This is a genomic window from Kitasatospora sp. NPDC057965 (genome assembly GCF_042887135.1).
Lineage (GTDB): Bacteria > Actinomycetota > Actinomycetes > Streptomycetales > Streptomycetaceae > Kitasatospora.
This window is the reverse complement of the sequence record NZ_JBHVPZ010000015.1, coordinates 141,201-166,736: the sequence shown is the minus strand read 5'-3', so window position 1 is coordinate 166,736 and position 25,536 is coordinate 141,201. Positions and strand designations below refer to the sequence as shown.

Genomic DNA, 25,536 nt, shown 5'->3' with positions numbered 1-25,536 from the left:
GGAGGAGGGGAAGGAACGGGGCGGGAGGGAGAGCGCGGTCAGAGCGGGCGGCGCGGCAGTGGCAGCAGGTGGTGCAGCGGCCGACCGACCGCCGCCCAGCTCTCCAGGCGGGCGCGGTCGACCCAGTGCACCCCGTACTGGTCGCCCCAGGCCATCGCGTCGCGGGTGAGGGCGCCGTTGGTGACGACCACGGCGACGTCGGCACCGTGCACCGGGCCGGCGGTCCCCTTGACCTGGTACATCACCTGCACGCCGACCTTGGCGCCGACGGTGGTGTGCTTGGCCTGGAGGACGATCCGGCCGTGCCGGGGGTGGTGGCCGATCACGTCGGCGGCCTGGTCGCCCTGCCGGCCGACCTGGTCCGCCGTCCAGCCGTCCCGGACCAGCAGGTCGCGCAGCGCGTACTCGAAGTCCTGGTCGCCCATCGCGTCCACCTCGGCGAGGCTGAGTCGCAGGCCGGCCAGCCGTTCGGTGCGGGTGCGCTCCAGCATCGGGCCGCAGACGGCGCCGGCGAGCGCGAGCACGGCGACCACCGCGAGGAACACCCAGGAGCGCAGCAGCGCCTGGGTGATGCCGAGCACCGCGACCGCGACCGCCGCGGCGACGAGCGCCGCCGCCAGCCGCTCCACCGGGCCGCGCGGTTTGCGGAAGGGCGGGGCCATCAGGGCGCCCCCGCGATGGAGGACGCCGACGCCTCGGCGGACGCGGCGGGCGTCGCGGGCACCGGCCCGGCGGCGTCGTCGCGGTAGCCGACGAAGTGCCCGTAGAGGTAGAACACCGCGGCCGCCCCGGCGAGCACCCACCCGCTGGTCCGCCGCCCCGCGCGGCCACCGTTCCGGCCGCCACCGCCGCGACCGCCGCCCCCGCCCGATCCGGGTTCGCGCCGGAGATGGGCGCGCACCTCGACCCACGCACCGCCACCTGCCATACCTGCCTCCTTCGCCACAACGGCCCGCGTCGCACCGGCCTTCGGTGCCGCAGCCTTCGGTGTAGCAGCGGCGGCCGACAGCGGCGGGCCGTTGTTCGCCACCCGCACCGCCGGAGCGCCGGGAACCGGCCACCCCCACCGCTCCCGCCCCTCGCCGTCCGTGCCGCCCCCACCGCCCCGCACCCCGCCCGACCTGCGAGAACGCCCCCGCACCGACTTGACGGGAACCCGCCCGGCGCCCACACCCGAACACGCGCCGCCCCGCACGCCCCACGCACGCCCCACGCACGCCGAACGGCACCCGCCCGGCCCCCGCTCAGCGCCCCCACCCCCCGCTGCGCGCGACGGGCTGTCACATCCGGGCACGCCGCGCCGTCTCCCTCCCGGCAGCGGCCCTACCCGACACCGATCCGGAGCGGCCGGACACGGACGACCCACGGAGGACGGGCCCATGGCACGGCGGCGGACGACCATCATCGGCGGAGGCTTCGGCGGCCTGACGGCGGCCATCCCGGCGGCCGAGGCCGGCGCCGAGGTGACGCTCCACGAGGCGCACCGGCGGCTCGGCGGCCGGGCCCGCACCGCGCGGGCGCCGTACCGGGCCAACGAGGGGCCGCACGCCTTTGAACGGCACCCGGGCGCCCCCACCACCGCGCACCGGAAGTCGACCGGGCCGACTTCCTAGGCGGGGGCGGTGGCGGTGCGCAGCACCGCCTGGTCGCCGTGGGGGCCGTAGAGGTGGAGGATCTCCACGGCCTCGGAGCCGGCCGGGCCGAACCAGTGGGGTTCGGCGGTGTCGAACTCGGCGGCCTCGCCCGGGTGGAGGGTGAACACGCGGTCGCCGACGAGCAGCCGCAGCTCACCGGCGAGCACGTACAGCCATTCGTAGCCGGCATGGCTGACGAGCCTGGGTTCGCGCGGGGCCAGGACCTGTTTGAAGACCTGCACCCGGCCCGGGTACTGGGTGAGCGGGACGAGGACGCTGCCGGAGTCGCGTCGGCGGGGCCGGAGGTGGAGGCGGGGGTCGCCGGTGGCGGGGGCGGCGATCAGGTGGTCCAGGGCGACGCGGTGGGCGCGGGCGAGCGGGATGAGCAGGTCGAGGGTGGGGCGGCGGTGGCCGGACTCCACGCGGGACAGGGTGCTCACCGAGATGCCGGTGGCGGCGGCGAGGGCGTCCAGGGTGAGGCCGCGGCCGAGGCGCAGCGCGCGCAGCCGGGGTCCGATGGCGGCGATGGTCCGCGTGACGTCGTCCGTCGCGGCAAGGTCACCCATCGCGGCAGCGTCGATGGCCCCGTCGCCCGTCTCGGCGACGTCGTCGGTCGTGGTGGAGTCGGCGTCCATGGAGGCGATTGTGCCCCGGAGCCGCCTCTTTGCGGTTTCCGCAAGAACACTGCGCCCCGGCCCTCCTCCGACCGCAGCATGGGCGCGCCGATACGACCGTCCGACCGGAAGGCGCGCCCACCCCATGACCACCGCCACGGCCACCGCACCACCACCGCCGCCACCCCCTCCCCCGCTCTCCGCCCGTCGTCGTTGGACCGTGCTCGCCGTCTGCGCGCTGAGCCTGTTCCTGGTCGGCCTGGACACCACGATCGTCAACGTCGGCCTGCCCGCGATCGGGCGCGGCCTGCGGGTGGGCACCCGCGACCTGGAGTGGATCGTCGACTCCTACACCGTCGTCCTCGCCAGTCTGCTGATCACGGCCGGCGCGCTCGCGGACCGCTTCGGGCGCCGCCGGGTGTTCCAGTGCGGCCTGCTGTTCTTCGGCCTCGCCTCCCTCGGCTGCGCGCTCGCGCCCTCCGCGGGCGCGCTGGTCGCGGCGCGCGCCCTGCAGGGCGTGGGCGCCTCGATGCTCAGCCCGGTGGCGCTGGCGATCGTGGTGAACGCCATGCCCGACCCCCGGGAGCGGGCCCGGGCGATCGGGGTGTGGGCGTCGGTGTTCGGGCTGAGCATGGCGGCCGGGCCGGTGACCGGCGGGGCGTTGGTCGCCGCGTTCGGCTGGCGGTCGGTGTTCTGGGTGAACGTGCCGGTGGTGGCCGCGGCCGTGGTGCTGAGCGTGCTGTTCGTGCCCGAGTCCCGCGCGCCGCGGGCCCGCCGGCTCGACCTGCCGGGCCAGGCCCTGCTCATCGCGGCCGTGTCCGCGGCGGTCGCGGTGCTGATCGAGGGGCCGCGGCTCGGCTGGACCTCGCCGTGGGCGCTCGCCGGATCCGCGGTGGCGGTGGCGGCCACGACGGGGTTCGTGCGCGCCGAGCGTCACCGGGCCGAGCCGCTGATGGACCTCGGGCTGTTCCGGCGGCCGGTGTTCGGCACGGCCGTACTGGGCGCGGTGGCGGTGTTCGTCGCACTGACGGTGAGTCTGCTGCTCACCACGTTCCAGTTGCAGCACGCGCGCGGGTGGACGCCGACGGCCGCCGGGCTGGCCGTGCTGCCGATGGCGCTGGGGGCGACGGTGTGCGCACCGCTGTCCGGCATGCTGGTGGCCGGGGCCGGACCGCGCCGGCCGCTGCTGCTCGCGGCCTGGTCCACGGCGGCCGGAGGCGTACTGCTCCTCGTGCGGGCGTCGCTGTCCGACGGCGGCGGGGCGGACGTACCGCTGCTGCTGGTGGCCAACCTCCTGCTGGGCACCGGCTTCGGCTTCGCCAACGCGCCGATCACCAACACCGCCGTGGGCGGCCTGCCGGCGGACCGCGCGGGCGTGGCCGGGGCGATCACCTCGACGGCCCGCCAGCTCGGCTCGGCCGTCGGCATCGCGGTGGCCGGCGGCCTGGTGGCGGGATCGGCCCCGGCCGGCCTGGCCGCCGCCTCCCGACCGGGCTGGCTGCTGGTCACGGCCTGCGGCCTCTTCCTCCTCGTGGTCGCCCGCGCCGCCCGCCGCCGGTAGATCGGCTGCGACGGGCCTGGACCCGGCGCGGCACCCGCTGCCGTCCGGGACCGCCCGCCGGGCCGCCGCGTTCGACGTCGGGTGACCGGTCCGGGGCGGCCCGATGTCGGGCCGCCCCGGCCACGGCTCCCCGGCGGACGCCGCCGACGGGCGCTACCCCTGCTGGGGCGCGGCCACCGCCGACGGCGTGCCACCGGTCAGCTTCAGCAATTCCCCGTACGTCATCGGCACGACGGTGTGCGGGTGCCCGGCGGCGGCCCACAGCAGGTCGTAGCCGGCGAGGGCGGTGTCGACGACGGTGCGCAGCGGCGCCGGGTGGCCCACGGGGGCGACGCCGCCGATGGCCTGGCCGGTGGCCTCGCGCACCTGGGCGGCACCGGCCCGGGTGATCGGGCCGGTGCCCAGTTCGCCGGCCAGGTAGGCGGTGTCGACGCGGTGGGCGCCGCTGGTCATGACGAGCAGGGGCGCGCCGTCGCAGACGAAGACCAGGCTGTTGGCGATGGCGCCGACCTCGCAGCCGAGGGCGGCGGCCGCCGCGGCGGCGGTGCGGGCGGAGTCGGGCAGGACGCGGATCTCCCCGGGCAGACCGGCCGCGGCGAGCGCGTCGGCCACCGCCCGGCTGCGGGCGGGCAGGGACGTGTCGTCGGTCATCGCCCCATCCTGCCGCACACCGCCCGGCTCATCGGGCAGCACGTCCGCCCCCGGCCCCGCGGCGGCGCCCGGCACCTCGGGCAGGACGCCCGCCCGCCCCACCGCGCCGAGCACCGCCCGCACACCGGCCGTCAGGACCGAGGAGTCGCGCCCGGCGCCCCAGACCACCTCCCCGTCGACCCGTGCCTCGACGTAGGCGACCGCGTCGCTGTCGGGGCCGCCGCGCACGGCGTGCTCGGTGAACTGGAGGATGTCCACGGCGACCCCGGCCGCGCCGAGCGCCGCCGCCACGGCGGCCAGCGGCCCGTTGCCCTCGCCGTGGTGCGCGGCGTCGCCGAGGGTGAGCGTGGCCCGGTGCGCTCCACCGGTCCCGGCCGCCTCCTCGGTGCGCCATCCCACCCCGGCCGGCACCGCGTCCAGGTAGGTGGCGCGGAACAGCGCGTACAGCTCGTCGGCGGTGACCTCCCGCCCGCTGTCGTCGGTCGACTCCTGGACCACCCGGGAGAACTCGATCTGCAGCCGGCGCGGCAGTTCCAGCCCGTGTCCGGTCTGCAGCAGGTAGGCGATGCCGCCCTTGCCGGACTGGCTGTTGACCCGGATCACCGCCTCGTAGTCGCGCCCGAGGTCGGCCGGGTCGATCGGCAGGTAGGGGACGTCCCACGGCGCCTGCCCCGCAGGGACGCCGAGCCGGGCGGCGGTGGCGGCGTGGTGGGCCAGGCCCTTCTTGATGGCGTCCTGGTGGGTGCCGGAGAAGGCGGTGTGGACGAGGTCGCCGACGTAGGGGTGACGCTCGGGGACGGGCAGCCGGTTGCAGTGCTCGACGGTGCGGCGGATCTCGTCGATGTCGGAGAAGTCGACCATCGGGTCGACGCCCTGGGTGTACAGGTTCAGCGCGAGGGTGGCCAGGTCGACGTTGCCGGTCCGCTCGCCGTTGCCGAACAGGCAGCCCTCGACCCGCTGGGCACCGGCCAGCAGGGCCAGTTCGGCGCAGGCGATGCCGGTGCCGCGGTCGTTGTGCGGGTGCACGGAGAGGATCACCGCCTCGCGCCGGGCCAGCTGCCGGTGCAGGTACTCGATCTGGTCGGCGTAGACGTTGGGGGTGGCGATCTCGACGGTGGCGGGCAGGTTGTGGATCACCGGGCGGTCGGGGCTCGCGTCCCACAGTTCGGTGAGGCCGTCGCACAGTTCCAGCACGTAGTCCGGCTCGGTCAGGTTGAAGACCTCGGGCGAGAACTGGAAGCGGATCCCGGGGTGGTCGCCGGCCCGGCGGGCCATCCGCTCGGCGGCGGCGGTGACCAGCTCCCGCACCTGGGCCCGGTCGCGGCCGAGGACGAGTTCGCGCCAGACGGGGGCGGTGGCGGTGTAGAGGTGGACGACGACCCGGGGCAGGCCCTCGACGGCCTCGAAGGTGCGGTCGACCAGGTCGGCGCGGGCGGCGGTGAAGACGACCACGGTGACGTCCTCGGGCACCGCGCCGGGGGTGGTGGCGAGGTGGCGCACGAAGTCGAAGTCGGTGCGGCTGGCGGAGGGGTAGCCGACCTCGATCTCCTTGAAGCCCATGGCGAGGAAGAGGTCGAACATCCGGCGCTTGCGGCCCGGGTCCATCGGCTCGGCCAGCGCCTGGTTGCCGTCCCGCAGGTCGACCGGGACCCACAGCGGGGCCCGCTCGATCCGCCGGGCGGGCCAGCGGCGGCCGCCGGGCAGGGCGTCGACGGGCGGCAGCGGGACGCGGGCGTGGGCGGGGCGGTAGCGGTGGAACGCCATGGCGCCGGCGCGCTGGCGGTTCCAGGCGGGGGCGTCGGCCGGGACCGGTCCGGCCGGTGTGCGCAGGGTGGGGAAAGGCTTGGCGTTCGGTGCGGATTCGGTGGAGCGCACGGGAGTGCGGGTCCTTCCCTGGTTCGGTGTCGGGGGACGACGACCGGCAGCACGGCGACCCGCAGCGGGGTGCCGGTCTGTCAGACCCCGCTGCGGCCACCGAGAAGAAGGCTCCACGTCTGCATGATGCCGGGTACCGTAGCCGTGAACCGCCCGCCGGAACAACCCCGTTCCATCCACCGGGACTTGCGGGGCGGCGAGGAGGGGCGGGGACGGGGGTCGCGGAGGAGCCGGGACGGGCCCGCAGCGGGCCCGCCGGGGGCTCCGCGCGGCTCGGCGGAGCCGTGAACCCCGCACTTCGGCGGTGTTAAGGACTTGTGTGTGCGCCCGCCGAAGATCGAACGGGCTTTCACTCCTAACACACCGTATGACTAGTATCGCCTCGTCATAAAGCCCGTGCCCCGGTCGGTGCGGCCCTCCCGGGCCGGCCGCCAGCCCCAAGGAGTCAGCTCTGCGCGCGCGTGCGAATCGGCGGCCCCCGACGCCGAAGGCCCCCCGCAGGCGTCGGCCGCGCCTGTCACTGCGGACGGCTCTGCTCGTCCTCGCCCTCGTCCCCAGCATCGCGCTGGCCGTCCTGTGGGCGGTCACCAGCGGTGTGACCTTCCTCGACTTCCGGCGCCTGGCGGACCAGGGCCTGCTGGCCCAGCAGGCGGGACAGCCGTCCAACATCGTCTACTACAACCTCCAGGAGGAGCGCCGGCTCAGCGCCGAGGTGCTCGCCCGGACCGGCACCGCCGGGGCCGCCGTCTTCGTCGAGCAGCTGAAGCAACAGCGCCGGCTCACCGACGAGGCCGTGCAGAAGTTCCAGGCCCTCTCCCGGGAGACCGGCGGCAACGCGCCCACCGAGGTGCTCACGGCCGTCGACGAGGCCCGGCGCGCCATGGAGAAGCTGGCCGACCAGCGGGCCGCCGTCGACAAGGGCACCACCGACCAGCAGGGCGTCTACACGTACTACACCGACCTGATCGCGGTGGACCTGCGGCTGTTCACCGCCCTCAGCCACGTCGACGTCGGCGAGGTCACCTGGATCTCCAAGACCCTGGTCAACGCCTTCTGGGCGAAGGAGATGCTGGCCCGCGAGGACGCGATCCTGGCCCGCGGCTGGCCGTCCGGCAAGCTCAACGCCTCCGACTACCAGCTCGTCCAGCAGTCGATCGGCGCCCAGGAGCACCTCTTCACCGTCCAGGTCGTCCCCTACCTCCCGCAGGACGAGCGGGGCGCCTGGACGGACGTGCTGAGCGGCACCGCGTGGCAAGCCAAGGCCTCCGTGGAGCAGGCGATCACCCGCCCGACCGTCGCCGACGCCACCGGCACCGTCCGGCTCCCGCAGCTGCAGGACCAGTGGCGCCAGGCGGTCGACCAGGTCAACCCGCAGCTGGTGAAGGCCCTCGAAACCCGCACCGAAGGCGTCGTCCAGGTCGGCAAGGACTCGTTCCTCTCGCTGCTCACCCGGGTCGTGCTGACCGCGGTGATCGGCCTGCTCGCGCTGATCGCGGTGGTCGTCGTCAGCTGGCGGCTGACCCGCTCGCTGCGCCTGCGGATCAAGGACCTGCACCACCAGGCGCAGGACCTGGAGCGCACCCTGCCCGAGGTCGTCGAGCGCCTCGCCCGCGGCGAGCAGGTCGACGTCGAGGCGGAGAGCCGGTCGATCACCGCCGGGGCGCGGGCCCGCGGCGGCGACGAGCTGGCCGAGCTGGGCAAGGCGATGAACCTCGCCCGCGCCTCCGCGCTGGAGACCGCCGTCCGGCAGGCCGAGCAGCACCGCGGCTTCGAGCGGCTGCTCCAGCGGATCGCGCGCCGCACCCAGCTGCTGATCGGCCAGCAGCTGCGCAAGCTGGACGCCCTGGAGCGGCGGCACGAGGACCCGGAGGTGCTGGAGGGTCTGTTCGACCTCGACCACCTGACCGCCCGTCTGCGCCGCTACGAGGAGAACCTGGTCATCATGGCCGGCGGCCAGCCGCAGCGGAAGTGGCGCAAGCCGGTGCCGCTGCTGGACGTGCTGCGCTCGGCGCAGGGCGAGGTGCAGGAGTACCGCCGGATCGTCCTGGACGTCGAGGGCCACCCCTGGCTGTCCGAGCGGGCGGTCGGACCGGTCGCCCACGTGGTCGCCGAACTGATGGAGAACGCGGCCAGCTTCTCGAAGCCGCCCACGCCGGTCGACGTGCGGGCAGCCGTCGTCGGGCGCGGGCTCGCCATCGAGATCGAGGACCGCGGCCTCGGCATGGACCTGGAGCAGTACGACGCGGCCAACGCGCTGATGGCGGCCGCGCTCGCCGACGACCCGCCGCGCACCGACATGCTGGCGCGCGGCGACGACATCCGCCTCGGCTTCCACGTGGTGGGCCGACTGGCGGCCGCGATCGGCCTGCAGATCGAGTTCCGCCCGTCGGCCTTCGGCGGGACCAGGGTGGTCGTGCTGGTCCCCGGCGAGTACGTGCTGGACGGGGACGCCGGGCTGCCGGACGGCGCGGCGGTCACCCCGATCCCGCTCGCCCGGCGCCAGCGGCCCGAGCAGCGCGAGGAGCGGGCGCCGCTCGCCTCGGTGACCGAGATGCCCTCGGCCGCGACCGCCCCGGCGTCCTCGCCGGTCGTCGCGGTGGACGAGGCCGAGGAGCGGGCGGCCCTCGAAGGGCCCGGGGCGGACCCGGACCCGACGGGCGCCGACTGGTTCACCCCGGGCACCCACCCGGCACCGGCCCAGGCCTTCGCCCACGTCGAGTACGTGCCGCCGTCGGACGACGAGGTGCTCGGGGCCCCGGCCCGCACCGGCTTCGACGACGGTTTCGGCGACGGCTTCGGCGGCCACGTCGACACCCGGTACGACCACGGGCTCGGTGACGGGATCGGTCACGGGCTCGGCGACGGGCTCGGCGCCGGGCGCGGTGACGGCTTCGCGCCCGGCGACGCGGACGGCTACCTGTACCCGCTCACCGAGCCGGGCCGGCCGGTCGAGCACGGCTCGCCCGACGACCCGTACGGCTACGTCGCCGGAGCCGGACACGGAACCGGAACCGGACTCGGAGCCACCGGTACCGGCACCGGGGCGCCGTACGACGACCCCGCGTACCCGGACATCGCCTACGCGACGGTGACGCCCGACGAGGCCCCGTACGCCGACGAGCAGTACCGGCCCGCCGACCACTACCGGCTGGCCGAGCGGCGCCGCGAGGACGGCCCGGGCCCGGCGGAGCAGCCCGCCGTCGCCCCCGAATCGGCCCCGGCCCCGGCGGCCCGACCGGCGGGCTCCCAGCCCCCGCTGCCGCAGCGGGTCCGGCAGGCCAGCCTGGCCGCCGAGCTGCGCGTGCCCCCGCCGCCCCGGGCCCCCTACGCCGGCCACCCCGGCGTCGGAGGCACCGGCGACCCGGGCCACCTCGGCACCGCAGGCACCCCCGCCACCCCCGGCACCCCCGGCACCGCCGGGAGCCCCGGCACCGCCCCGGCCGCCGCAGGCCCGTTCCAGCGCCCGGCCCGCCGCTCGGGCGCCACGGTCGGCGCCTTCCAGCGCCAGTCCCGGGCCGCCCGCGGCCTGGCCGGCACCGCGCCCGGTCACCCCGACCCCGCCGGCCCCGACCGCACGACCGCGGACCACCACGCGGACCACATCGCGGACCACGCCGCGGCGCACCGCGGCCTGCCGCCCGGCCCGGCCGCCCCCACGGCCGTCACCGGCCCCCCGACTCCCGCGCCGGGTTCCTCCCCCTGGGCCCTCCCGGCCGCGGACCCCCGAACCACGAGGACGGAAGAGCAGTCATGAACCGCACCATCGCCACCCACCAGGACCTCGACTGGCTGCTGGACGGACTCGTCGACGCGGTGCCCGGCACGAGAAGCGCCGTTCTGCTCTCCGACGACGGCCTCGTGGTCAGCCACTCGCGCTCCATCGACCGCGCCGACGCCGATCGCCTGGCGGCCGTCGCCACCGGCCAGCAGAGCCTGGCCCGGGGCATCGGCCAGCTCTTCGACGGCGGCCCGGTGCACCAGGTGATCATCGAGCTGGCCGAGCTCTGGCTGTTCGTCATCTCCGCCGCGCAGGGCACCCACCTGGCGGTGGTCGCCGACCAGGAGGTGGACGCCGAGGTGATGTCGGTGGCCATGCACCAGCTGGTCCAGCAGGTCGGCCAGAAGCTCAGCACCCCGGTCCGCAGCGAGTTCGACGCCTTCGCCGCCAGGAACCGGGGGTGACGCCACGGTGAGGCCACACTGGAGCGAGCTGCCCGACGAGGACGAGGACGACGACTACGGCGCGGGCACGATGGTGCGCCCGTACACCATCACCCGCGGCCGGACGGCGCCGGAGCACGACCACCTCACCCTGATCACGCTGCTGACCACGGTGGAGGAGCTCGCGGACCCGGTGCTGGGCGCCCGCTCGTCCGGGGCCCGCGGGCTGCAGCCGGAGCACCGCCGGATCCTGGAGCGGTGCCGCCGGCCGGCCGCCGTCGCCGAGGTGGCGGCCGGGCTCGACCTGCCGGTCTCGGTGACCAAGATCCTCCTGGGCGACCTCATCGCCCAGGGGTTGCTGCGGGCCCGGGCGCCGATCTCGGTGGCCCGGGCCTCGGGGGACGGCGGCCTGGACCTCGGGCTGCTCACGGCCGTACGCGAAGGACTCCGGAGGCTCTGAACCATGGCACCATCCGCACCTCTCCCTTCCTCCCGCTCCTCCCACCCCTCCCCCCTCACAGCCGCCGCCCCAGCGGCGCTGAAGATCCTCATCGCCGGCGGCTTCGGGGTCGGCAAGACCACCCTGGTCGGCACGGTCAGCGAGGTCGCCCCGCTGCGCACCGAGGAGTACCTGACCCGCGCCAGCGAGGGCGTGGACGACCTGTCCGGGGTGGACAACAAGGAGACCACCACGGTCGCGCTGGACTTCGGGCGGATCACGGTCAGCCCGGAGCTGGTGATCTACCTGTTCGGCACACCCGGCCAGGAGCGCTTCTGGTTCATGTGGAACGACCTGGTGAACGGCGCACTCGGCGGCATCGTGATCGCGGACACCCGCCGGCTGGAGACCAGCTTCGCCTCGATCGACTTCTTCGAGAGCCGGGGCATCCCGTTCGTGGTGGCGATCAACTGCTTCCACGGCGAGAACACCCGCACCGTGGCGGAGGTCCGGGCCGCGCTGGACCTCGACCCGCAGGTGCCGATGCTGGTCGGCGACGTGCGGGTGCGGATGTTCGGGCGGGACCTGCTGCTCGCGCTGGTCGACCACCTGATGGAGCTGTCGGCCGACGCCCAGGCCCGCTGAAACGTTTCCCTCCCTCCCCCTGCTTCGTCCCCCGCTCCACCCCTCGCTTCCTCCTCCCCGTTTCCTCCCGCTTGGAGTACCACCACCATGACCCCACCCCTGCGCGTCCTCGTCCACGGCGCCGGCATCGGCGGCCTGACCGCCGCCACCGCCCTCGCCGGCCGCGGCCACCGGGTCGACGTCGTCGAGCTGCGCGACGCCCTGGAGGCGCTCGGCGTCGGCATCATCCAGCCCTCCAACGCGCTGCACGTGATGCGCGAGATCGGCGTGCTGGAGCAGTGCCTGGCGGTCGGCTTCGAATGGGAGGTGCTGACCATCTGCGACCCGGCCGGCGGTGTCCTCGCGAAGATCCCGCAGCCCCGGATGGACGGCGCGCCGTCCAACAACGGCATCCCCCGCCCGGCGCTGGCCAAGGTGCTCGCCGAGTCCGCCACGGCAGCCGGGGCGACCCTGCGCTTCGGCACCACCGTCACCGAACTCGCCGACGAGGGCGAGGAGGTGGCGGTCACCCTGTCGGACGGCAGCAGCGCCCGCTACGACCTGGTGGTCGGCTTCGACGGCATCGGCTCGCCGCTGCGCAAGCGACTGTACGGCGAGAAGTACGCGCCCGAGTACACCGGATTCGCCAACTGGCGGGCCACGCTGCCGCGTTCGCCCGAGCTGCAGGGCGTGCTGATGTCCACCGGCAACCTCGCGGCGAAGGCGCTGCTGACCCCGATCAGCGACGAACTCATGTACCTGGGCTCGGTGTTCGCCGAGGCCGCGGACTTCCGCCCGGACCCGGAGCGCGCCCACGAGCAGCTGCGCGAGCGGCTGGCCGGCTTCGGCGGGCCGATCGCCGAGGCGCTGGCCCGGGTCACCGACCCGGCGGCGGTGGTGTACTCGCGGATCTCGCAGGTCACCGTCGAGGAGCCGTGGCACGTCGGCCGGGTGGTGCTGGCCGGCGACGCCGCGCACGCCTCCACCCCGCACCTGGCACAGGGCGCCGCGATGGCCGTCGAGGACGCCCTGGTGCTGGCGCAGAGCCTGGACGCCGCCGAGACGGTGCCCGCGGCGCTGGCCGCCTGGGAGGAGCGCCGCCGGCCGCGCGCCATGTGGGTGCAGGCGCTGTCCCGGGCGGTCCTCAAGCAGGAGACCGGCACGCCGACCACCCCGGAGGAGGACGAGCTGCTCAAGGTCGGCGTCCCGGGCGCGGCGCACGTGCTCGTGAAGCCGTACTGATCCGGCCACCACGGCCCGCCGATCCGGCCGCTACGGCCCGGTAGCCCGCACGCGAACCACCCGGACCCGGTGCGGACTTGTGTCCGCGCCGGGCCCCGGACAGACTTGACGCCCGTCCGACAAAGTGGCCAGCGCCCGAGGGGGACGGATGACGCCGTCGTTGTTCCGCATGCTCGACCTGTACGAGGCCGTGGAACGGGCCCGGCGACGACCGGACGGGCGGCTGTTCGTCTCCGGCGACAACGGCGGCCATCCCTTCGTGGCCGACTACCTCGGTGACCTCGCGCACACCCCGCCGTACCGGCTCGGCGACGTCGGCCGCTTCTCGGCGCTCGGCGAGGACCTCCCGCTGCGCGCCAAGATCGCCCGCCTGCACGAGAGTTACGACGCCGAGCCGTGCTCGCCGGACCAGGTCGTCCCGGCCGGTGGCGCCAGCGCGCTGCTCGCCACCTTCTGCACCTGGCTGCGCACCACCGACCGCACCCGGGTCCACTACCTGCCGCCGGTGTCCCACCGGTTCGCCTACGTCTTCCGGCGGTTCGGCATCGAGCCGGTCCCGGTCGCCGAGGCGCACGCCCACCAGCCCGGGCTCGACCTGCGGCTGCCGGACGAGCGGACCGTGCTGCTGCTCACCGACCCGGTCTGGTACACCGGCCGGCGAGTGCCCAGGCTGGTGCTGAAGCAGCTCGCCGAGTGGCAACTCGCCACCGGCTCCCTGGTGTTCGTCGACGGTACCTTCCAGTACATGCGCTGGGACGGCGGGCGCCGCGAGGACTCCGCCGCGCTGCCCGCCGACCTCACGCTGCGGATGGTCTGCCCCACCAAGTTCCTGGCCATCCACGGCTACCGCTGCGCCCACCTGCTGGTGCCCGAGCCGTTGCGAGAACCGCTCGCCGAGCTGCACCTCAACCTGCACGGCGATGTCACCCTCGCCGACCGGCTGTTCGCCCACCGGGCCGCCGACCTGATGCTGATCGAGGGCAACCACCGCCTGCTCGACCACGTCCGCGCCAACCACCAGCGCCTCACCGCCTCCGGGGCGCTGGCGGCCCAAGAGCCGGTCGACACCGGCTACTTCCTGTTCGCCCGCCCCACCGCCCCGCCCGAGCAGCTGCTCGCCCTGGACGGCCGGCACTTCGAACTCCCCGGCCACCCCGGCTATGTGCGGATCAACCTGCTCAACGAACCGGCTCTGGCAGGACTGGTGGAGCTGTGCGACCACCGGCCCGGGTGATCGTGTGCCGCCGGGCCCAGACCGCCGCCGAGACCCGGGCCACCAGGCGGGCCGCCGGATCGGCCTCGGCCCCGTCGGCGCCCGAGGCCAGCGGGCCGGTGTAACAGACGGCCAGCAGGTACGGCGGACAGTCCTCCGGGCTGACCAGGCCGACACAGTGCCGCGCGCCGGGGATCCAGCCGTTCTTGAACGCGACCCTGGTCCCCGGCGGCAGCCCGGCCGCGAGGTCGCCCCGGAAGGCGTTGCGCTCCAGCAGCGCGAACAACTCCGGGTCGCCGTCCAGGGACTGCAGCAGCCGGACGAGGTCGCGCGCGGTGACCAGGTTGTGCAGGCCCGCCGCACGCGCCGGGTGGTCCTCGATGCCGCGCGGGCTGGCGCTGCGGGTGGCCCCGGCGCGCCGCCACACCTCGTCGACGGCCTCGTGGCCGGCCCGGGCCAGGCAGAGGTTGGTGGCGAGGTTGGACGAGTGGGTGATCATCCGCTCGGTGAGCAGCCCCAGCGGCACGGTGGCGCCGAGCAGCGTCCACGGGACCGGATCGCTGTCCCGCTCCGGATCGTTGGCGAACTCACCTCCCGCCCGCGACACGAAGCCGTTGACCACGGGCACCGGTTCGCCGGGGTCGGCCCCGGCCCGGTGCAGTGCGGCCAGGACGGCGACCTTCATCGTGCTGGCGGCGTCGTGCGGCTCGTCCCCGTTCCGCTCGAACACCGGTTCTGCGCCCCATGGGGCGACCACTACGGAAAGCATGTCGGCCACCGTCCCCGCCCGGAGCCCACCCCAAACCGACGCACGCCTCGACGATGCCGCCGGGCGGCCACCGGCCGCACCCCACGTCCGGTTGAGACCGCACGCACGGGTCATGGATACTCTTGGCGATCCCGCATCCACCCGCCCGCACACGGTTTCTGTCGGTGCGTCAACCACGTGACGCCGATTCCGTGCCTGCTGCTCCAGGAGGATCCCGCCCGTGCCAGCATCCCGTCAGGTCGGCCTCGCGCTCGCGGCCGCCGGCTCCGCGATCGCCGGGACCGTGCTCCCGTTCACCGCGCACGCCGAGACCACCGTGCTCCACGTCGACAACGGCCCCCGCTCGAACTGCTCGGACGCCGGGACCGGCACCCGGGAGCGGCCTTTCTGCACGGTCCAGGCCGCCGCCGACGTGGCCGGCCCCGGGCAGACCGTCCAACTCGCACCCGACCGGCGGTTCACCGGCCAGGTCACCGTCAGGCGCTCCGGCGAGCCCGGTCGTCCGATCGTCTTCCAGGGCGCCGAGCAGGCCGACCGCGTGCCGAACGCGTCCGTGGGCACCCGCCACTGGGCCCCGGGGGCGCCCCCCGCTCCGCACGCCTTCGTGTTCGAGGGCGTGCACGACGTCACCGTGTCAGGCCTGCGCCTCGACGCCCCGCAGGAAGGCGTGCTCGTCAGGGACTCCACCCGGATCCTCGTCGACCACAACGACGTGGAGGCGGGCGATCCGGCCCGCGGCGGCGTCCGGGCCTTCCCGGCGGCGACCCCGAGCGTCCGGATCACCGGTACGGGCGCGAACGTCACAGTGAGCCGCAATCGGGTCTCCGCCGCGCCCGTCACCGGCGTCGCGGTCGACAGCGGGACCTCCGGCGTCGTCGTCACCACCAACCTGATCACCGGGGGCGCCGGCCGCGGTGTGGTGGCCACCGACGCGCCCGGCACGATCGTGGTGGGCAACACCTTCGCACGGAATTGCGGGACCGACCTGGAGTTCGCCGGGAACTCCACCGGGTCGGTGGCCGAGAACAACATCCTGGCCAAGCGTCCCGCCCCGCGCTGCGGCGGCACGCCGCCCACCGCGACACCCCTGGTGGTGTCGGCCGGATCCGTCCGGAGCACCAAGGTCGACTACAACACCGTCGTCCCGTCGGGCCCGTACGCCTATTCCTGGGGCGGCACCCCGTTCGCCACCCCCGAGGCCTTCCGGGCCGTCGGACAGGGCGCGAGCGACAACGCCGTCGACCCGGGATTCGCCGCCGACGGCGGGGACTACACCCCGTCCGCCGTGGCGGGTCTGACGGACGCGGCCGACCCGACCGCCCTCGGCACCCTGGCCACCGACCTCCACGGCGCCGAGCCGGCCGATCACCCGGGCTTCCCCAGCCCCACCGCGTGGGGCTACCGGGACCGCGGCGCCATCGAGCTCCAGGACCCGCTGCGCATCCGCGTGAGCGCCCGCCCCCGCCCCCGGCCCGGCCACCCGCTCAACGCGCGGTTCGCGGTCGGGTACTCCGCCGGCTGGGTACCGGGCACCGCGAGCCTGGACTTCGGGGACGGCAGCGCGCCCCGTGCCGTCGAGCCCGGCCACGGGTTCCTCGACCACGACTACCCCGCCCCCGGCACCTACACCGTGACGCTCACCGCGACCGGCCCGGCCGGCCCGGTCCGCACGTCCACCTCCGAGGTCACCCTGCCCGGCCCCGGCCGCACCGGCGGCTCCTGAGCACGGACGGCCGACGGCCGGGGGCCGCTGTTCGGCGGACGGCCCCTCAGGCACGCCGGGCGTTGCGGTACGGGTGCCGGTGCGCGCGCGGGTGCCCGTGCCGGTGCGGCTCGCGGGGGCGCTCCGGGGCGAGTCGGGCGGCCGGGAGGCGGACGGTGTCCAACGGCCCGACGGCCCGACCGGTCTCCTCCCCGTCCCCGGCGTCCCCGGCGTCCCCGGCGTCCCCGGCCAGCGCCGCGAGGTAGCGGGCCCGGGGCTGCGGAACGGCGCCGAGCGAGCGCACGTGCGGGGAGTCCCGCTGGGCGTCCAGCAGCGTACCCCCGGCGGCGGCGAAGCGGGCGGCGAGGTCGGCGACGGCCACCCGGGCGGCGTCCGGGCGGCGGTGGAACATCGAATCCAGGCTGAGCACCGGCCCGGCGACGATCCCGAACACCCCGCCGACCAGCTCGCCCTCCTCCCACACCTCCGCGCTGTGGGCCGCGCCGATCCGGTGCAGACCGGTCAACGCCCGCTGCAAGTCCTCGGTGAGCCAGGGAGGTTCACGGCCCTCGGCGCAGGCCGCGAGCACCTCCCCGAAGGCCAGGTCGGCGGTGGTCCACCAGTCCAGGCGGTTGCGCAGCAGCCGGGAGAGCTTGCGACCGAGCCGGACGCCGTCGACGGCGAGCAGCGGCCGCGGGTCGGGCGACCACCAGGCGAGCGCGTACGGGTCGGCGGCGGGGTCGGCGTCGGCCTCGGGGTCGGCGCCGGGGACCGGCAGCAGGGCGATCTCGCCGGCCGCCACCGCCCCCTCGCAGCGGGCCTCGTTGAAGGCGCTCGCGTAGGGGTCGGCGGCGGGCAGCGGGAACAGTCCGCGCCGGTAGGCGGCGAGCAGCGTGCGGGGCGCGAGGTCGGCGCCGAACGCGGCCGGGCCGTCGGCGGGCGCCCGGGCGACGTCGAGCGCGGCGAAGAGCTCCTCGGGGGCGGTGGCCGTCATCGCGGCGCCTCCAGCGGCGGTGTCTCCACGAGCGGTGCCTCCGGCGTCGACGCCTGCCGCGGCCGGGGCTCGCGCGGCGCGTCGAGGAAGCCGTCCGCGGTGAGCCGGTCGAGGTAGAAGTCGAGCAGGGCGTCGTCGACGGCCGGCAGTTCCACCCCGCTTCCGGCCAGCGCCCGTTCGGTGCCGGCCCGGTCGAAGCGCGGGAACATGGGCCGGAAGTACAGCTCGCTGATGGACAGTTCGGTACCCGGCACGCGGTCGACGAAGAGCGGCACGAACGGCGTCATCGGGTGGGTGGGGTGCCCGGCGGCGAACCGGACGAGGTCGCGCACCCACCGCGGGTAGGGGACGAGGTCGACGCGGTGGCCGCGGGCGCGCAGCCGGGCGGCGAGGTCGGCGAGGTCCGCCGGGTGCGGCGAGGTCAGGTGGTAGACCTCGCCGATGGCGGGGGCGTGGGCGACCACGTGGCAGATCGCCCGGCTGAACCGGTCGGCCGGCACGAAGTCCAGCGGCAGCCGGACGTCGGGGCAACTGCCGCTCTGCGCGATGTACTTGATCAGCGCGCAGATCTCGGTGCCGGTGTTCATCACGCCGGTGCGCAGGTCCCCGGTGACGTCGTTGGTGCGCAGCACGGTGACCGGCAGCCCGCCCGCGGCGGCGTGGTGGAGCAGCTGTTCGGCGACCCACTTGCTCTCGACGTAGCCGACGGCGAGCTTGTCGGGATGGGCGAGCGGGGTCCGTTCGGCGACCTCCCGCACGCCCGCCGGGCCGAAGCCGGCCAGCACGGCGAGGGTGGAGAGGTAGTGGACGGGGATGCCGCGGGAGTGTCCGGCGAGGCGGATCACCTCGCGGGTTCCGGCGACGTTGGCGGCGCGCAGCTGGTGGTAGGGGTAGAGGAAGTTGACCTGGCCGCCAAGGTGGTGGACGGCGTCGAGGCTGCCGGCCAGCCGTTCGAAGTGCGGTCGGCCCAGGCCGAGCCGGGGTTCGGCGAGGTCGCCGACGAGCGGGACGACGCGGCGGTCGGCGAGGTCGTGGCGCAGGTAGCGCTGCTGGGCGGCGCGCAGGCGTTCGAGGGCGTGCTCCTCGTCGGGGGCGCGGACCAGGCAGTGGATCCGGGCGTCGGTGGTGTGCAGCAGGGCGTCCAGCAGGTGGGCGCCGCAGAAGCCGGTGGCGCCGGTGAGCAGGATCTCGGTGGGTTCGGCGCGGGAGGGGGCGGGGCTCCAGGACTGCCGCAGGGGGGTGTCGAGGCGGGCCTCGGCGGCCCAGTCGACGGCGGCCTCGCCGGCGGGGGGCTCACCGGCGGCGAGGGTGGCGGCGGCGAAGGCGCGCAGGGTGGCGTCGCGCAGTAACGCGCGGGTGAGGAAGCGGATCCGGGTGACGTCGATGCCGAACACGATGCGGGCCCGGGCGAGCATCTCCATGGCGAGCAGGGAGTTGCCGCCGAGTTCGAAGAAGTCGTCGTCGGGGCCGATCTCCTCGATGCCGAGCAGTTCGGACCAGAGCTGGGCGACGCCGGTCTCGACGGCGGAGCCGGTGCCACCGGGGGCGGGCGCCTGCTCGCGGCGGTCGGGGGGCGCGTCCGCCCGGGCCCGCGCCGCCGCCCCGTCCGGCCGGTCCCCGGCGTACCGGTCCCCGTCCGCCGGGCGCCCGTCCGCCCGGTCGCCGTCGCGCGGCCGCACCCGGGGCGGGGCGTCCGGCAGCCGGCGGCGGTCGATCTTCCCGGCCGGGGTGAGCGGCATGCCGGCGAGCGGTACGAACCGGTCCGGGACCATGAAGTCCGGCAGCCGTTCGGCGAGGTAGGCGCGGATCCGGCCGCGCCGGGCGCGGGGGCCGGAGACGGCCCGGTCGGTGAGCGTGTAGTACGCGGTGAGCACACGGCTGCCGTCGCCGCCCTCGCCGGCGGCGACCCGCGCCTGCCGGACGTCGGGGTGGCCGGCGAGCACGGACTCGACCTCGGCGGGGTCGACGCGGTGGCCGCGGATCTTCAGCTGGTCGTCGTAGCGGCCGAGGACCTCCAGGGTGCCGTCCGCCCGCCAGCGCCCGGCGTCGCCGGTGCGGTACATGCGCTCGCCGGGACCGGGGGCGTAGGGGTCGGGAAGGAACGCTTCGGCGGTCGACCCGGGCGCCTTCCAGTAGCCGCGGGCCAGGCCCGGCCCGCCGAGGTGGATCTCGCCCTTCTCGCCGGGTCGCACGGGGCTGAGCCGGGCGTCCAGCACGTGCACCCGCACCCCGGGCAGCGGCCGTCCGATCGGTACCGGGGCGCCGGGCCCGTGCGGACCGGGCGCGGCGAGCGTGCGCCGCGTGACGGCGCCGAGCGTGGAGGTGACGGCCGCCTCGCTGACCCCGTAGGCGTTGACCAGCCGGACGCCCGGCAGCCGCTCCAGGCTGGCCCGGCAGTCGTCCTCGTGCACGGTGTCTCCGCCGACCACGATCAGCCGCAGTCCCTCGGGCGCGGGTCCGCCGGGCGGGAAGAGGCCGAGCAGGTGGTGCCAGTAGGCGGGCGTGAGGTCGGCGACGGTGAGCCGCAGCCCGGGCATCCGGTGGGCGAGCTCCGTGGGCGCCCAGGTGCGGGCGCCGCCGAGGACGAGGGTGGCCCCGGCGGCGAGGGTCGCGAAGACCTGCTCCAGCGAGGTGTCGAAGCCGAGCGCGGCGAGCTGGAGCACCCGGTCGGCCGGGGTGAGCCCGTAGGCGTCGATCACCCGGTCCAGGGTGAAGGCCAGGGCGCGGTGGGTGACCGGCACGCCCTTGGGGGTGCCGGTGGTCCCCGAGGTGTAGATCAGGTACGCCAGGTCGTCCGGCGCGCCGATGTCGGGCACCTCGGCCGGCGCGGCGGCGCCCTCGTCCGGGGTCACCGTCCGCGCCTGCGGGAAGCGCGTCCCCTCCCCCGCCACGACCAGGTGCGCGCCGCAGTCCGCGACCAGCCGGGCGAGCCGCCGGTGCGGGTGCGCCGGATCCAGCGGCAGGAAGGCCCCGCCCGCCTTGAGCACGGCGAGCCAGGCGGTCACCAGGTCCGCTCCGCGCTCCAGGCACACCGGGACGATCCGCTCGGGCCCGGTGCCCAGGGCGCGCAGCACGGCGGCGAGCCGTTCGCTGCGGGCGTCCAGCTCTCCGTAGTCGAGCGTGCCGTCGTCCGCGACGACGGCGGCGGCACGCGGGTCGTGCGCGGCGCGCGCCCGGACCAGCCCGTGCACGGTGCCGACGGGCCCGGACCGGGGTCGGGCTCCGGTCCCGGGGGCGTGTCCGGGGGGCCCGCAGCCGAGTCCGGCGGGAGCCCACTCGCGCTCCACGTACCGGCGGCAGTCCTCGCGCGGGGCGGGCCCGAACACCGGGCGCCAGCCGCCCGGCACCGTGAGGTCCCCCGGCCAGATCGCGTACTGACCGTCCTGGCTGACCAGCACGGCGTGACGTCCGGAACGCGCTCCGGGACGTGCTCCCCGTGCGCTCTCTGCTGCATCGTCCACCGGCTTGACCTCGTGCTGTGGCGGCAGAATGCTGGGAGGTGCGACATTTCCGACTATACGCACTCAAGGCCCATTTCGAACGTCCGACCGGACCTCCCCGGCCCGGGACGGACGCTCGCGAGCCCCTGCCCGGACCCCACCGCCCCACTCGGGGCGGGCGTGGTGATGCCGAGGAGGAGGTAGCTCGTTGACACGTCGGCGCCAACGCCTGATGGTCTGTTACCTGGCGTGGATGGTGCTGTTCACCGGCATCTACTACACCAACCCCTCCCAGCGGATCATCTGGTGGACGGGCATCGGCCTGGGCGGCGTCGCCGCCATCGTGGTCGGCGTCCGCCTCAACCGCCCCTCCCACGCCGTCTACTGGTACCTGCTGGCGCTCGCCAACCTCAGCTTCACCGCGGGCGAGGTGGTGCAGGTCGTCCAGATGCAGTTCCTGCACCTGGGCAGCCCGTTCCCGTCCGTCGCCGACGGCTTCTACCTCGCCGAGTACCTGCTCTACGCGGCCGGCGTGCTGGGCTTCATCCGCTGGCGGACGGCGCATCAGGACCGGGCCAGCCTGCTGGACGCGCTCATCCTCACCATGGGCCTGGCGCTGCTCGCCTGGATCTACCTGATCCTGCCCTACGCCCGGAACCCGGACCTGGACTGGTTCCAGAAGGCCGTCTCGATCGCCTACCCGCTCGGCGACGTCGTCGTGCTCGCCCTGCTGCTGCGGCTGATCGTGCCGCGCGGCGGGGTCAGCCGCTCCCTGCAGCTGCTCGCCGCCGGAACGGTCGGCCTGCTGGTCTCCGACATCCTGTACGGGCTGATCCTGCTGCACGGCGACTGGCGCATCGGCACCCCCGTGGACCTCGGCTGGGCCGCCTTCTACACCGCCTGGGGCGCCGCCGCGCTGCACCCCTCGATGGTCGAGCTGACCAGGCCCATCCCCAGCCAGCAGCCCGACATCGGCCCCGGCCGGCTCGCCCTGCTCGCCGCCGCCTCGCTGATCGCGCCGACCATCCTGATGGTGGAGGCGGCCAACGGGAACACCAGCAACGCCGGGGTCATCGGCGCCTTCTCGGCGATCCTCTACCTGCTGGTGCTCGCCCGGCTGGCGGTCGTGGTGCGCGCCCGCCGGCAGGCCGTCACCCGCGAGCGGGCACTGCGCGAGGCCGGCTCCTCGCTCACCGCGGCCGTCACCGTCGAGGAGGTCGCCGACGCCGTCCAGGCCGCCGCGTCCACCCTGATGCCCACCGAGCCGGGCCACGTCGCGCTGCTCGCCGTCACCGAGGGCGGCGTGCTGCACGTCCGGCACGCCGAGCGCGGGGCGGGCCGCCACCACCTCGGCGCCGGACGCGACTCCGGCGAGGTGCTCGCCCTGGCCGCCTACCGGGAGACGCGGCTGCTGCCCGTCGAGGACCTCGGCAACGGCCTCGCCGGCCGGATCGACGGCATGCCGAGCGCCCTGCTGTGCCCGCTCACCCTCGCCGAGCGCCCCTCCGGCGACCCGCTGATCGGCGCCCTCATCGTCACCGGCACCGAGCAGGAGCTGACCAGTCTCTGGGGCTCGCTGGAGATCCTCGCCGCGCAGGCCGCGCTCGCCGTCGAACGGGTCATGCTCAGCCAGGAGATCACCCGGCGCGACAGCGAGGCCTACTTCCGCACCCTGGTGCAGAGCGCCGGCGACGTCATCCTGATCCTCGACGAGGACGACTCGGTGCGCTACGCCTCGGCCTCCTCCGCCGGGCGCGTCCTCGGCCGTGCCGACCTGGCGGGCACGCTGCTCACCGACCTGGTGCCACCCGAGGACAGCCGGGCGGTCGGCAAGGCGCTGGCCCGGATGCGCGGCCCCGCCGTCACCGGCGGCGCCCGCTCCGGCCTGGACACCCTGCGTGAGCACTGGCGGTTACTGCGGGCCGACGGCTCCCCGATCGAGGCCGAGGTGCACTGCAACGACCTGCGCGACGATCCGACGGTCGGCGGCCTGGTGCTCACCCTGCGCGACGTCACCGAGCAGCGGCAGATGGAGCGCGAACTCACCCACCGGGCCTTCCACGACTCGCTCACCGGCCTCGCCAACCGCGTGCTGTTCCGCGACCGGGTCGGCCACGCACTCTCCCGCGGCGAGCGCAGCGGCGCCGTCACCGGGGTGCTCTTCGTCGACCTGGACGACTTCAAGGTGGTCAACGACACCCAGGGGCACGCGGTCGGCGACGAGCTGCTGGTCGCCGTCTCGCTGCGGATCTCCACCGCGCTGCGTTCCTCCGACACCGCCGCCCGGCTCGGCGGCGACGAGTTCGCGGTGCTGGTGGAGGACGCGCTGGAGCCGGCCGATGTCGGGGTGATCGCCCAGGCCGTGCTGGCGGCGTTCACCGAGCCGTTCAAGCTGAGCGCGGGCGCGGTGCGGGTGTCGGCGTCCATCGGGGTGGCGACGACGGAGGACAGCGTGGACGCCACCGAGCTGCTGAGCCACGCGGACCTCGCGCTGTACTCGGCGAAGGCGGCGGGCAAGCGGCAGTGGTGCCCCTACCAGCCGGCGCTGCAGGCCGGGCTGATGGCGCGGCACGAGCTGAACGAGAACCTGGACACCGCGCTCGCCGAGTCCGCCTTCCGGCTGTACTACCAGCCGATCGTCGATCTACAGACGGGGGACCTGGTCGCCTTCGAGGCCCTGGTCCGGTGGCCGCACGACCGGCGCGGCATGGTGCTGCCCGACGAGTTCATCGCCCTCGCCGAGGAGAGCGGCCAGATCGTGCCGCTCGGGGCCTGGGTCCTGGAGCGCGCCGCCCAGGAGGCGGCGGCCTGGCACGACCTCAGCACCCCCGCCCGCGCCACCGCCGGCCTGCCCCCGCTGCGCGTCAACGTCAACGTCTCCGCCCGCCAGTTCCGCGACGCCGGCTTCGTCGACGTGGTCCGCGGCGCCCTGCGCTCCTCCGGCATCCCGCCCGGGTCCCTGGTCCTGGAGCTGACCGAGTCCGTCCTGATGCGCCGCGACGACCGTGTCCACACCGACATGCGCACCCTCGGCGAACTCGGCGTCGGCATCGCCATCGACGACTTCGGCACCGGCTACTCCTCGCTGTCCTACCTGCGCGAGTTCCCGATCTCCGTGCTGAAGATCGACAAGTCCTTCATCGACGGTCTCGGCCTCTCCCAGCAGCAGTACGCCCTCGTCGAGGGCATCACCCGGATCGCCGACACCCTCGACGTCCAGGTCATCGCCGAGGGCATCGAGCACCCCGAACAGCGCGACCTCCTCGCCGCCATGGGCTGCCCCCTCGGCCAGGGCTACCTCTTCGCCCACCCCCTCACCGCGGACCAGGCCCAGGACTTCATCACCCGCCACACCACCGCCCTGAGCCACCCCTCCCGCACCGGCCTCCAGGAGCACTAGGCGGCCGACCGACCCGCTCCCGCCGAAGCCCCGCCCTCCGGCAGGTCGCCGTGCGGCGAGAACACGAAGGACGAGGCATCGCCGTCGAGATCGATGGTGAGCGCCGCCTCCAGTGCCCGCGCGAGCCGTCGGAGCAGGGGCAGCGTCGGCAGCGAGTCACCGCCCTCGATCGTCGAGATCTGGGGCTGGCTCATGCCCGCACGACGGGCCAGCTCGGTCTGGGAAAGCCCCAGTTCGGTGCGCCGGTCGTAGACCGCCTGCCCGAGTGCGAACGCGTACCCCGCCTCCACGTAGGCCGCGGACTCCTCGACCGGCTCACCCAGGAGCTTCTTGGTACGCCGGGTCCTCCACTCACCGTGGTTCACGGACTCTCCTCCTTGATCCGGTCGTACTCGTGCTCGGCCGGACCGTGCCGGGCCTCGCACTCCTTCTGCGCCTGGTGCGCCCGTTCGACCTCCGCGGACTCACGCTGCCGTGTCTTGCGATCCGGCTCGATTTCGAGCCGCCACATGTCTGGCCGGTGGCGACTATACAGAAATCCCTATAGCGCCCGGCCCGCCGAGCCGGAAGGCGCCCGCGCGGGCGGCGTGCTCGGCGGCGGCGGCGGCGCGGTCGGCGGCGGCCTCGTCGAGGGGGTCGGGGGTGGTGAGCATGCGGTAGTAGAGGGGGGCGGAGACGGCGCGGATGACTTCGGCGGGGTCGGTGCCGGGCGGGAGGTCGCCGCGGTCGACGGCCTCCGTGACGCAGGGGGCCCACTCCTCGACGCGGGCGCGGTAGAAGCGGTGGAGGGCCTCGGCGGCGGCCGGGTCGCAGGTGGCGGCGACCAGCACGGCGCGGAACAGGGCGCCCTGGCGGGGGTCGGCCAGGGTGCGCCGGACGAGGCGGGCGTTGGCCCGCAGGTCCTCGTGGAGGGAGCCGGTGCGGCTGCGCGGGAGGGACTGCTCGGCCATGTCGGCGAGGACGTCGGCGAGCAGCGCGCCGACCGAGCCCCAGCGCCGGTAGACGGTGGTGCGGCCGACCTCCGCCCGCCGGGCGATGTCACCGAGGTCGAGCCCGGCGAAGCCGACCTCGACGAGAGCGTCCTCGGCCGCCCTCAGCACGGCGGTCCGCACGCGCGCCGTCCGGCCGCCCGGCCGCTGCATGCCCTGGGCTCCCTGGGTTCCCTGCGGGCCCTGCGGGCTCGATGAAGTCATTAACGGGATTCCTGTTCCATTAGC

19 protein-coding genes and 2 pseudogenes are annotated in these 25,536 nt (G+C 75.3%); 10 read left to right on the top strand and 11 right to left on the bottom strand.

The annotated features are described in order from the left end of the window. Positions 1–38: 38 nt before the first annotated feature. Complete coding sequence (locus tag ACFVVU_RS20995; protein WP_380680425.1) at positions 39–662, bottom strand: restriction endonuclease; 624 nt, start codon at positions 660–662, stop codon at positions 39–41. Further along, complete coding sequence (locus ACFVVU_RS20990) at positions 662–928, bottom strand: hypothetical protein (RefSeq protein WP_380680422.1); 267 nt, start codon at positions 926–928, stop codon at positions 662–664. Before ACFVVU_RS20990 ends, ACFVVU_RS20995 begins: the two co-directional genes overlap by 1 nt. Positions 929–1,379: 451 nt before the next feature. Between ACFVVU_RS20990 and ACFVVU_RS20985 the strand changes: the two are divergent. After that, positions 1,380–1,550 (top strand): annotated as a pseudogene (locus ACFVVU_RS20985) (NAD(P)-binding protein); the annotation flags it as partial. Between the two features lie 59 nt (positions 1,551–1,609). Here the strand turns inward: ACFVVU_RS20985 and ACFVVU_RS20980 are convergent. Next, entirely contained in the window at positions 1,610–2,200 is a 591-nt protein-coding gene (locus ACFVVU_RS20980; RefSeq protein ID WP_380680443.1) for a helix-turn-helix domain-containing protein, read from the bottom strand. A 193-nt stretch (positions 2,201–2,393) separates the two neighbouring features. Here ACFVVU_RS20980 and ACFVVU_RS20975 point away from each other — a divergent pair, with 193 nt between their 5' ends. Continuing rightward, positions 2,394–3,809 (top strand): MFS transporter, encoded by a 1,416-nt coding sequence (locus ACFVVU_RS20975; RefSeq protein WP_387791464.1) that lies wholly within the window; start codon positions 2,394–2,396, stop codon positions 3,807–3,809. 153 nt (positions 3,810–3,962) lie between these two features. Here ACFVVU_RS20975 and ACFVVU_RS20970 read toward each other — a convergent pair whose 3' ends face one another. Continuing rightward, positions 3,963–4,460 carry a YbaK/EbsC family protein gene (locus tag ACFVVU_RS20970; protein ID WP_387791526.1) on the bottom strand — a complete coding sequence of 166 codons (498 nt, stop codon included), beginning with the start codon at positions 4,458–4,460 and terminating at the stop codon, positions 3,963–3,965. A gap of 90 nt (positions 4,461–4,550) precedes the next feature. Next, a pseudogene (locus ACFVVU_RS20965) lies at positions 4,551–6,224 on the bottom strand (2-isopropylmalate synthase); the annotation flags it as partial. Positions 6,225–6,930: 706 nt separating this feature from the next. Between ACFVVU_RS20965 and ACFVVU_RS20960 the strand changes: the two are divergent. The 6 genes from ACFVVU_RS20960 (at position 6,931) to ACFVVU_RS20935 (ending at position 14,035) form a co-directional block, all read left to right on the top strand. Further along, entirely contained in the window at positions 6,931–10,089 is a 3,159-nt protein-coding gene (locus tag ACFVVU_RS20960) for a nitrate- and nitrite sensing domain-containing protein (protein ID WP_387791463.1), read from the top strand. Beyond that, positions 10,086–10,517 carry a roadblock/LC7 domain-containing protein gene (locus ACFVVU_RS20955; protein ID WP_380680413.1) on the top strand — a complete coding sequence of 144 codons (432 nt, stop codon included), beginning with the start codon at positions 10,086–10,088 and terminating at the stop codon, positions 10,515–10,517. Before ACFVVU_RS20960 ends, ACFVVU_RS20955 begins: the two co-directional genes overlap by 4 nt. A 7-nt stretch (positions 10,518–10,524) precedes the next feature. Continuing rightward, a complete protein-coding gene (locus ACFVVU_RS20950) occupies positions 10,525–10,956 on the top strand; it encodes a DUF742 domain-containing protein (RefSeq protein ID WP_387791461.1) in 432 nt (143 codons plus the stop codon). A 3-nt stretch (positions 10,957–10,959) separates the two neighbouring features. Continuing rightward, a complete protein-coding gene (locus ACFVVU_RS20945) occupies positions 10,960–11,580 on the top strand; it encodes an ATP/GTP-binding protein (RefSeq protein ID WP_380680407.1) in 621 nt (206 codons plus the stop codon). An 87-nt stretch (positions 11,581–11,667) separates the two neighbouring features. Beyond that, positions 11,668–12,801: an FAD-dependent monooxygenase gene (locus ACFVVU_RS20940; protein WP_380680404.1), complete on the top strand. Its 1,134-nt coding sequence runs from the start codon at positions 11,668–11,670 to the stop codon at positions 12,799–12,801. 148 nt (positions 12,802–12,949) lie between these two features. Further along, complete coding sequence (locus ACFVVU_RS20935) at positions 12,950–14,035, top strand: aminotransferase class I/II-fold pyridoxal phosphate-dependent enzyme (protein WP_387791459.1); 1,086 nt, start codon at positions 12,950–12,952, stop codon at positions 14,033–14,035. Here the strand turns inward: ACFVVU_RS20935 and ACFVVU_RS20930 are convergent. Then, a complete protein-coding gene (locus ACFVVU_RS20930) occupies positions 13,980–14,744 on the bottom strand; it encodes a serine hydrolase (RefSeq protein ID WP_387791457.1) in 765 nt (254 codons plus the stop codon). The two genes, ACFVVU_RS20935 and ACFVVU_RS20930, sit on opposite strands and share 56 nt — an antisense overlap. A 259-nt stretch (positions 14,745–15,003) precedes the next feature. Here ACFVVU_RS20930 and ACFVVU_RS20925 point away from each other — a divergent pair, with 259 nt between their 5' ends. Then, the gene (locus ACFVVU_RS20925) at positions 15,004–16,506 is read left to right on the top strand and encodes a right-handed parallel beta-helix repeat-containing protein (protein WP_387791456.1); all 1,503 of its coding nucleotides are present in this window, start codon (positions 15,004–15,006) and stop codon (positions 16,504–16,506) included. Positions 16,507–16,552: 46 nt separating this feature from the next. Here ACFVVU_RS20925 and ACFVVU_RS20920 read toward each other — a convergent pair whose 3' ends face one another. Then, entirely contained in the window at positions 16,553–17,479 is a 927-nt protein-coding gene (locus ACFVVU_RS20920) for a leucyl/phenylalanyl-tRNA--protein transferase (RefSeq protein WP_387791454.1), read from the bottom strand. Beyond that, complete coding sequence (locus ACFVVU_RS20915) at positions 17,476–20,940, bottom strand: amino acid adenylation domain-containing protein (RefSeq protein ID WP_387791452.1); 3,465 nt, start codon at positions 20,938–20,940, stop codon at positions 17,476–17,478. Before ACFVVU_RS20915 ends, ACFVVU_RS20920 begins: the two co-directional genes overlap by 4 nt. A 187-nt stretch (positions 20,941–21,127) precedes the next feature. Between ACFVVU_RS20915 and ACFVVU_RS20910 the strand changes: the two genes are divergently transcribed. Then, on the top strand, positions 21,128–24,319 hold the full coding sequence (locus ACFVVU_RS20910) for a putative bifunctional diguanylate cyclase/phosphodiesterase (RefSeq protein WP_387791450.1): 3,192 nt from the start codon (positions 21,128–21,130) through the stop codon (positions 24,317–24,319). On the opposite strand, the gene ACFVVU_RS20905 is transcribed toward ACFVVU_RS20910, so the two are convergent. The 3 genes from ACFVVU_RS20905 to ACFVVU_RS20895 are packed head-to-tail and all read right to left on the bottom strand — an operon-like array spanning position 24,316 to position 25,512. Continuing rightward, a complete protein-coding gene (locus ACFVVU_RS20905) occupies positions 24,316–24,684 on the bottom strand; it encodes a helix-turn-helix domain-containing protein (RefSeq protein ID WP_387791448.1) in 369 nt (122 codons plus the stop codon). The two genes, ACFVVU_RS20910 and ACFVVU_RS20905, sit on opposite strands and share 4 nt — an antisense overlap. After that, positions 24,681–24,830, bottom strand: coding sequence for a hypothetical protein (locus ACFVVU_RS20900; RefSeq protein ID WP_380680381.1), 150 nt, complete (start codon positions 24,828–24,830; stop codon positions 24,681–24,683). The genes ACFVVU_RS20905 and ACFVVU_RS20900 overlap by 4 nt, the downstream gene beginning before the upstream one ends. A gap of 16 nt (positions 24,831–24,846) precedes the next feature. Beyond that, a complete protein-coding gene (locus ACFVVU_RS20895) occupies positions 24,847–25,512 on the bottom strand; it encodes a TetR/AcrR family transcriptional regulator (protein WP_387791446.1) in 666 nt (221 codons plus the stop codon). Positions 25,513–25,536: the final 24 nt, after the last annotated feature.

Coding starts and splice junctions, on each gene's coding strand:
- ACFVVU_RS20945 (WP_380680407.1), top strand. CDS start 10,960: ATGGCACCATCCGCACCTCTCCCTTCCTCCCGCTCCTCCCACCCCTCC.
- ACFVVU_RS20940 (WP_380680404.1), top strand. CDS start 11,668: ATGACCCCACCCCTGCGCGTCCTCGTCCACGGCGCCGGCATCGGCGGC.
- ACFVVU_RS20980 (WP_380680443.1), bottom strand. CDS start 2,200: ATGGGTGACCTTGCCGCGACGGACGACGTCACGCGGACCATCGCCGCC.
- ACFVVU_RS20920 (WP_387791454.1), bottom strand. CDS start 17,479: ATGACGGCCACCGCCCCCGAGGAGCTCTTCGCCGCGCTCGACGTCGCC.
- ACFVVU_RS20955 (WP_380680413.1), top strand. CDS start 10,086: ATGAACCGCACCATCGCCACCCACCAGGACCTCGACTGGCTGCTGGAC.
- ACFVVU_RS20995 (WP_380680425.1), bottom strand. CDS start 662: ATGGCCCCGCCCTTCCGCAAACCGCGCGGCCCGGTGGAGCGGCTGGCG.
- ACFVVU_RS20935 (WP_387791459.1), top strand. CDS start 12,950: ATGACGCCGTCGTTGTTCCGCATGCTCGACCTGTACGAGGCCGTGGAA.
- ACFVVU_RS20990 (WP_380680422.1), bottom strand. CDS start 928: ATGGCAGGTGGCGGTGCGTGGGTCGAGGTGCGCGCCCATCTCCGGCGC.
- ACFVVU_RS20900 (WP_380680381.1), bottom strand. CDS start 24,830: ATGTGGCGGCTCGAAATCGAGCCGGATCGCAAGACACGGCAGCGTGAG.
- ACFVVU_RS20970 (WP_387791526.1), bottom strand. CDS start 4,460: ATGACCGACGACACGTCCCTGCCCGCCCGCAGCCGGGCGGTGGCCGAC.
- ACFVVU_RS20975 (WP_387791464.1), top strand. CDS start 2,394: ATGACCACCGCCACGGCCACCGCACCACCACCGCCGCCACCCCCTCCC.
- ACFVVU_RS20895 (WP_387791446.1), bottom strand. CDS start 25,512: ATGACTTCATCGAGCCCGCAGGGCCCGCAGGGAACCCAGGGAGCCCAG.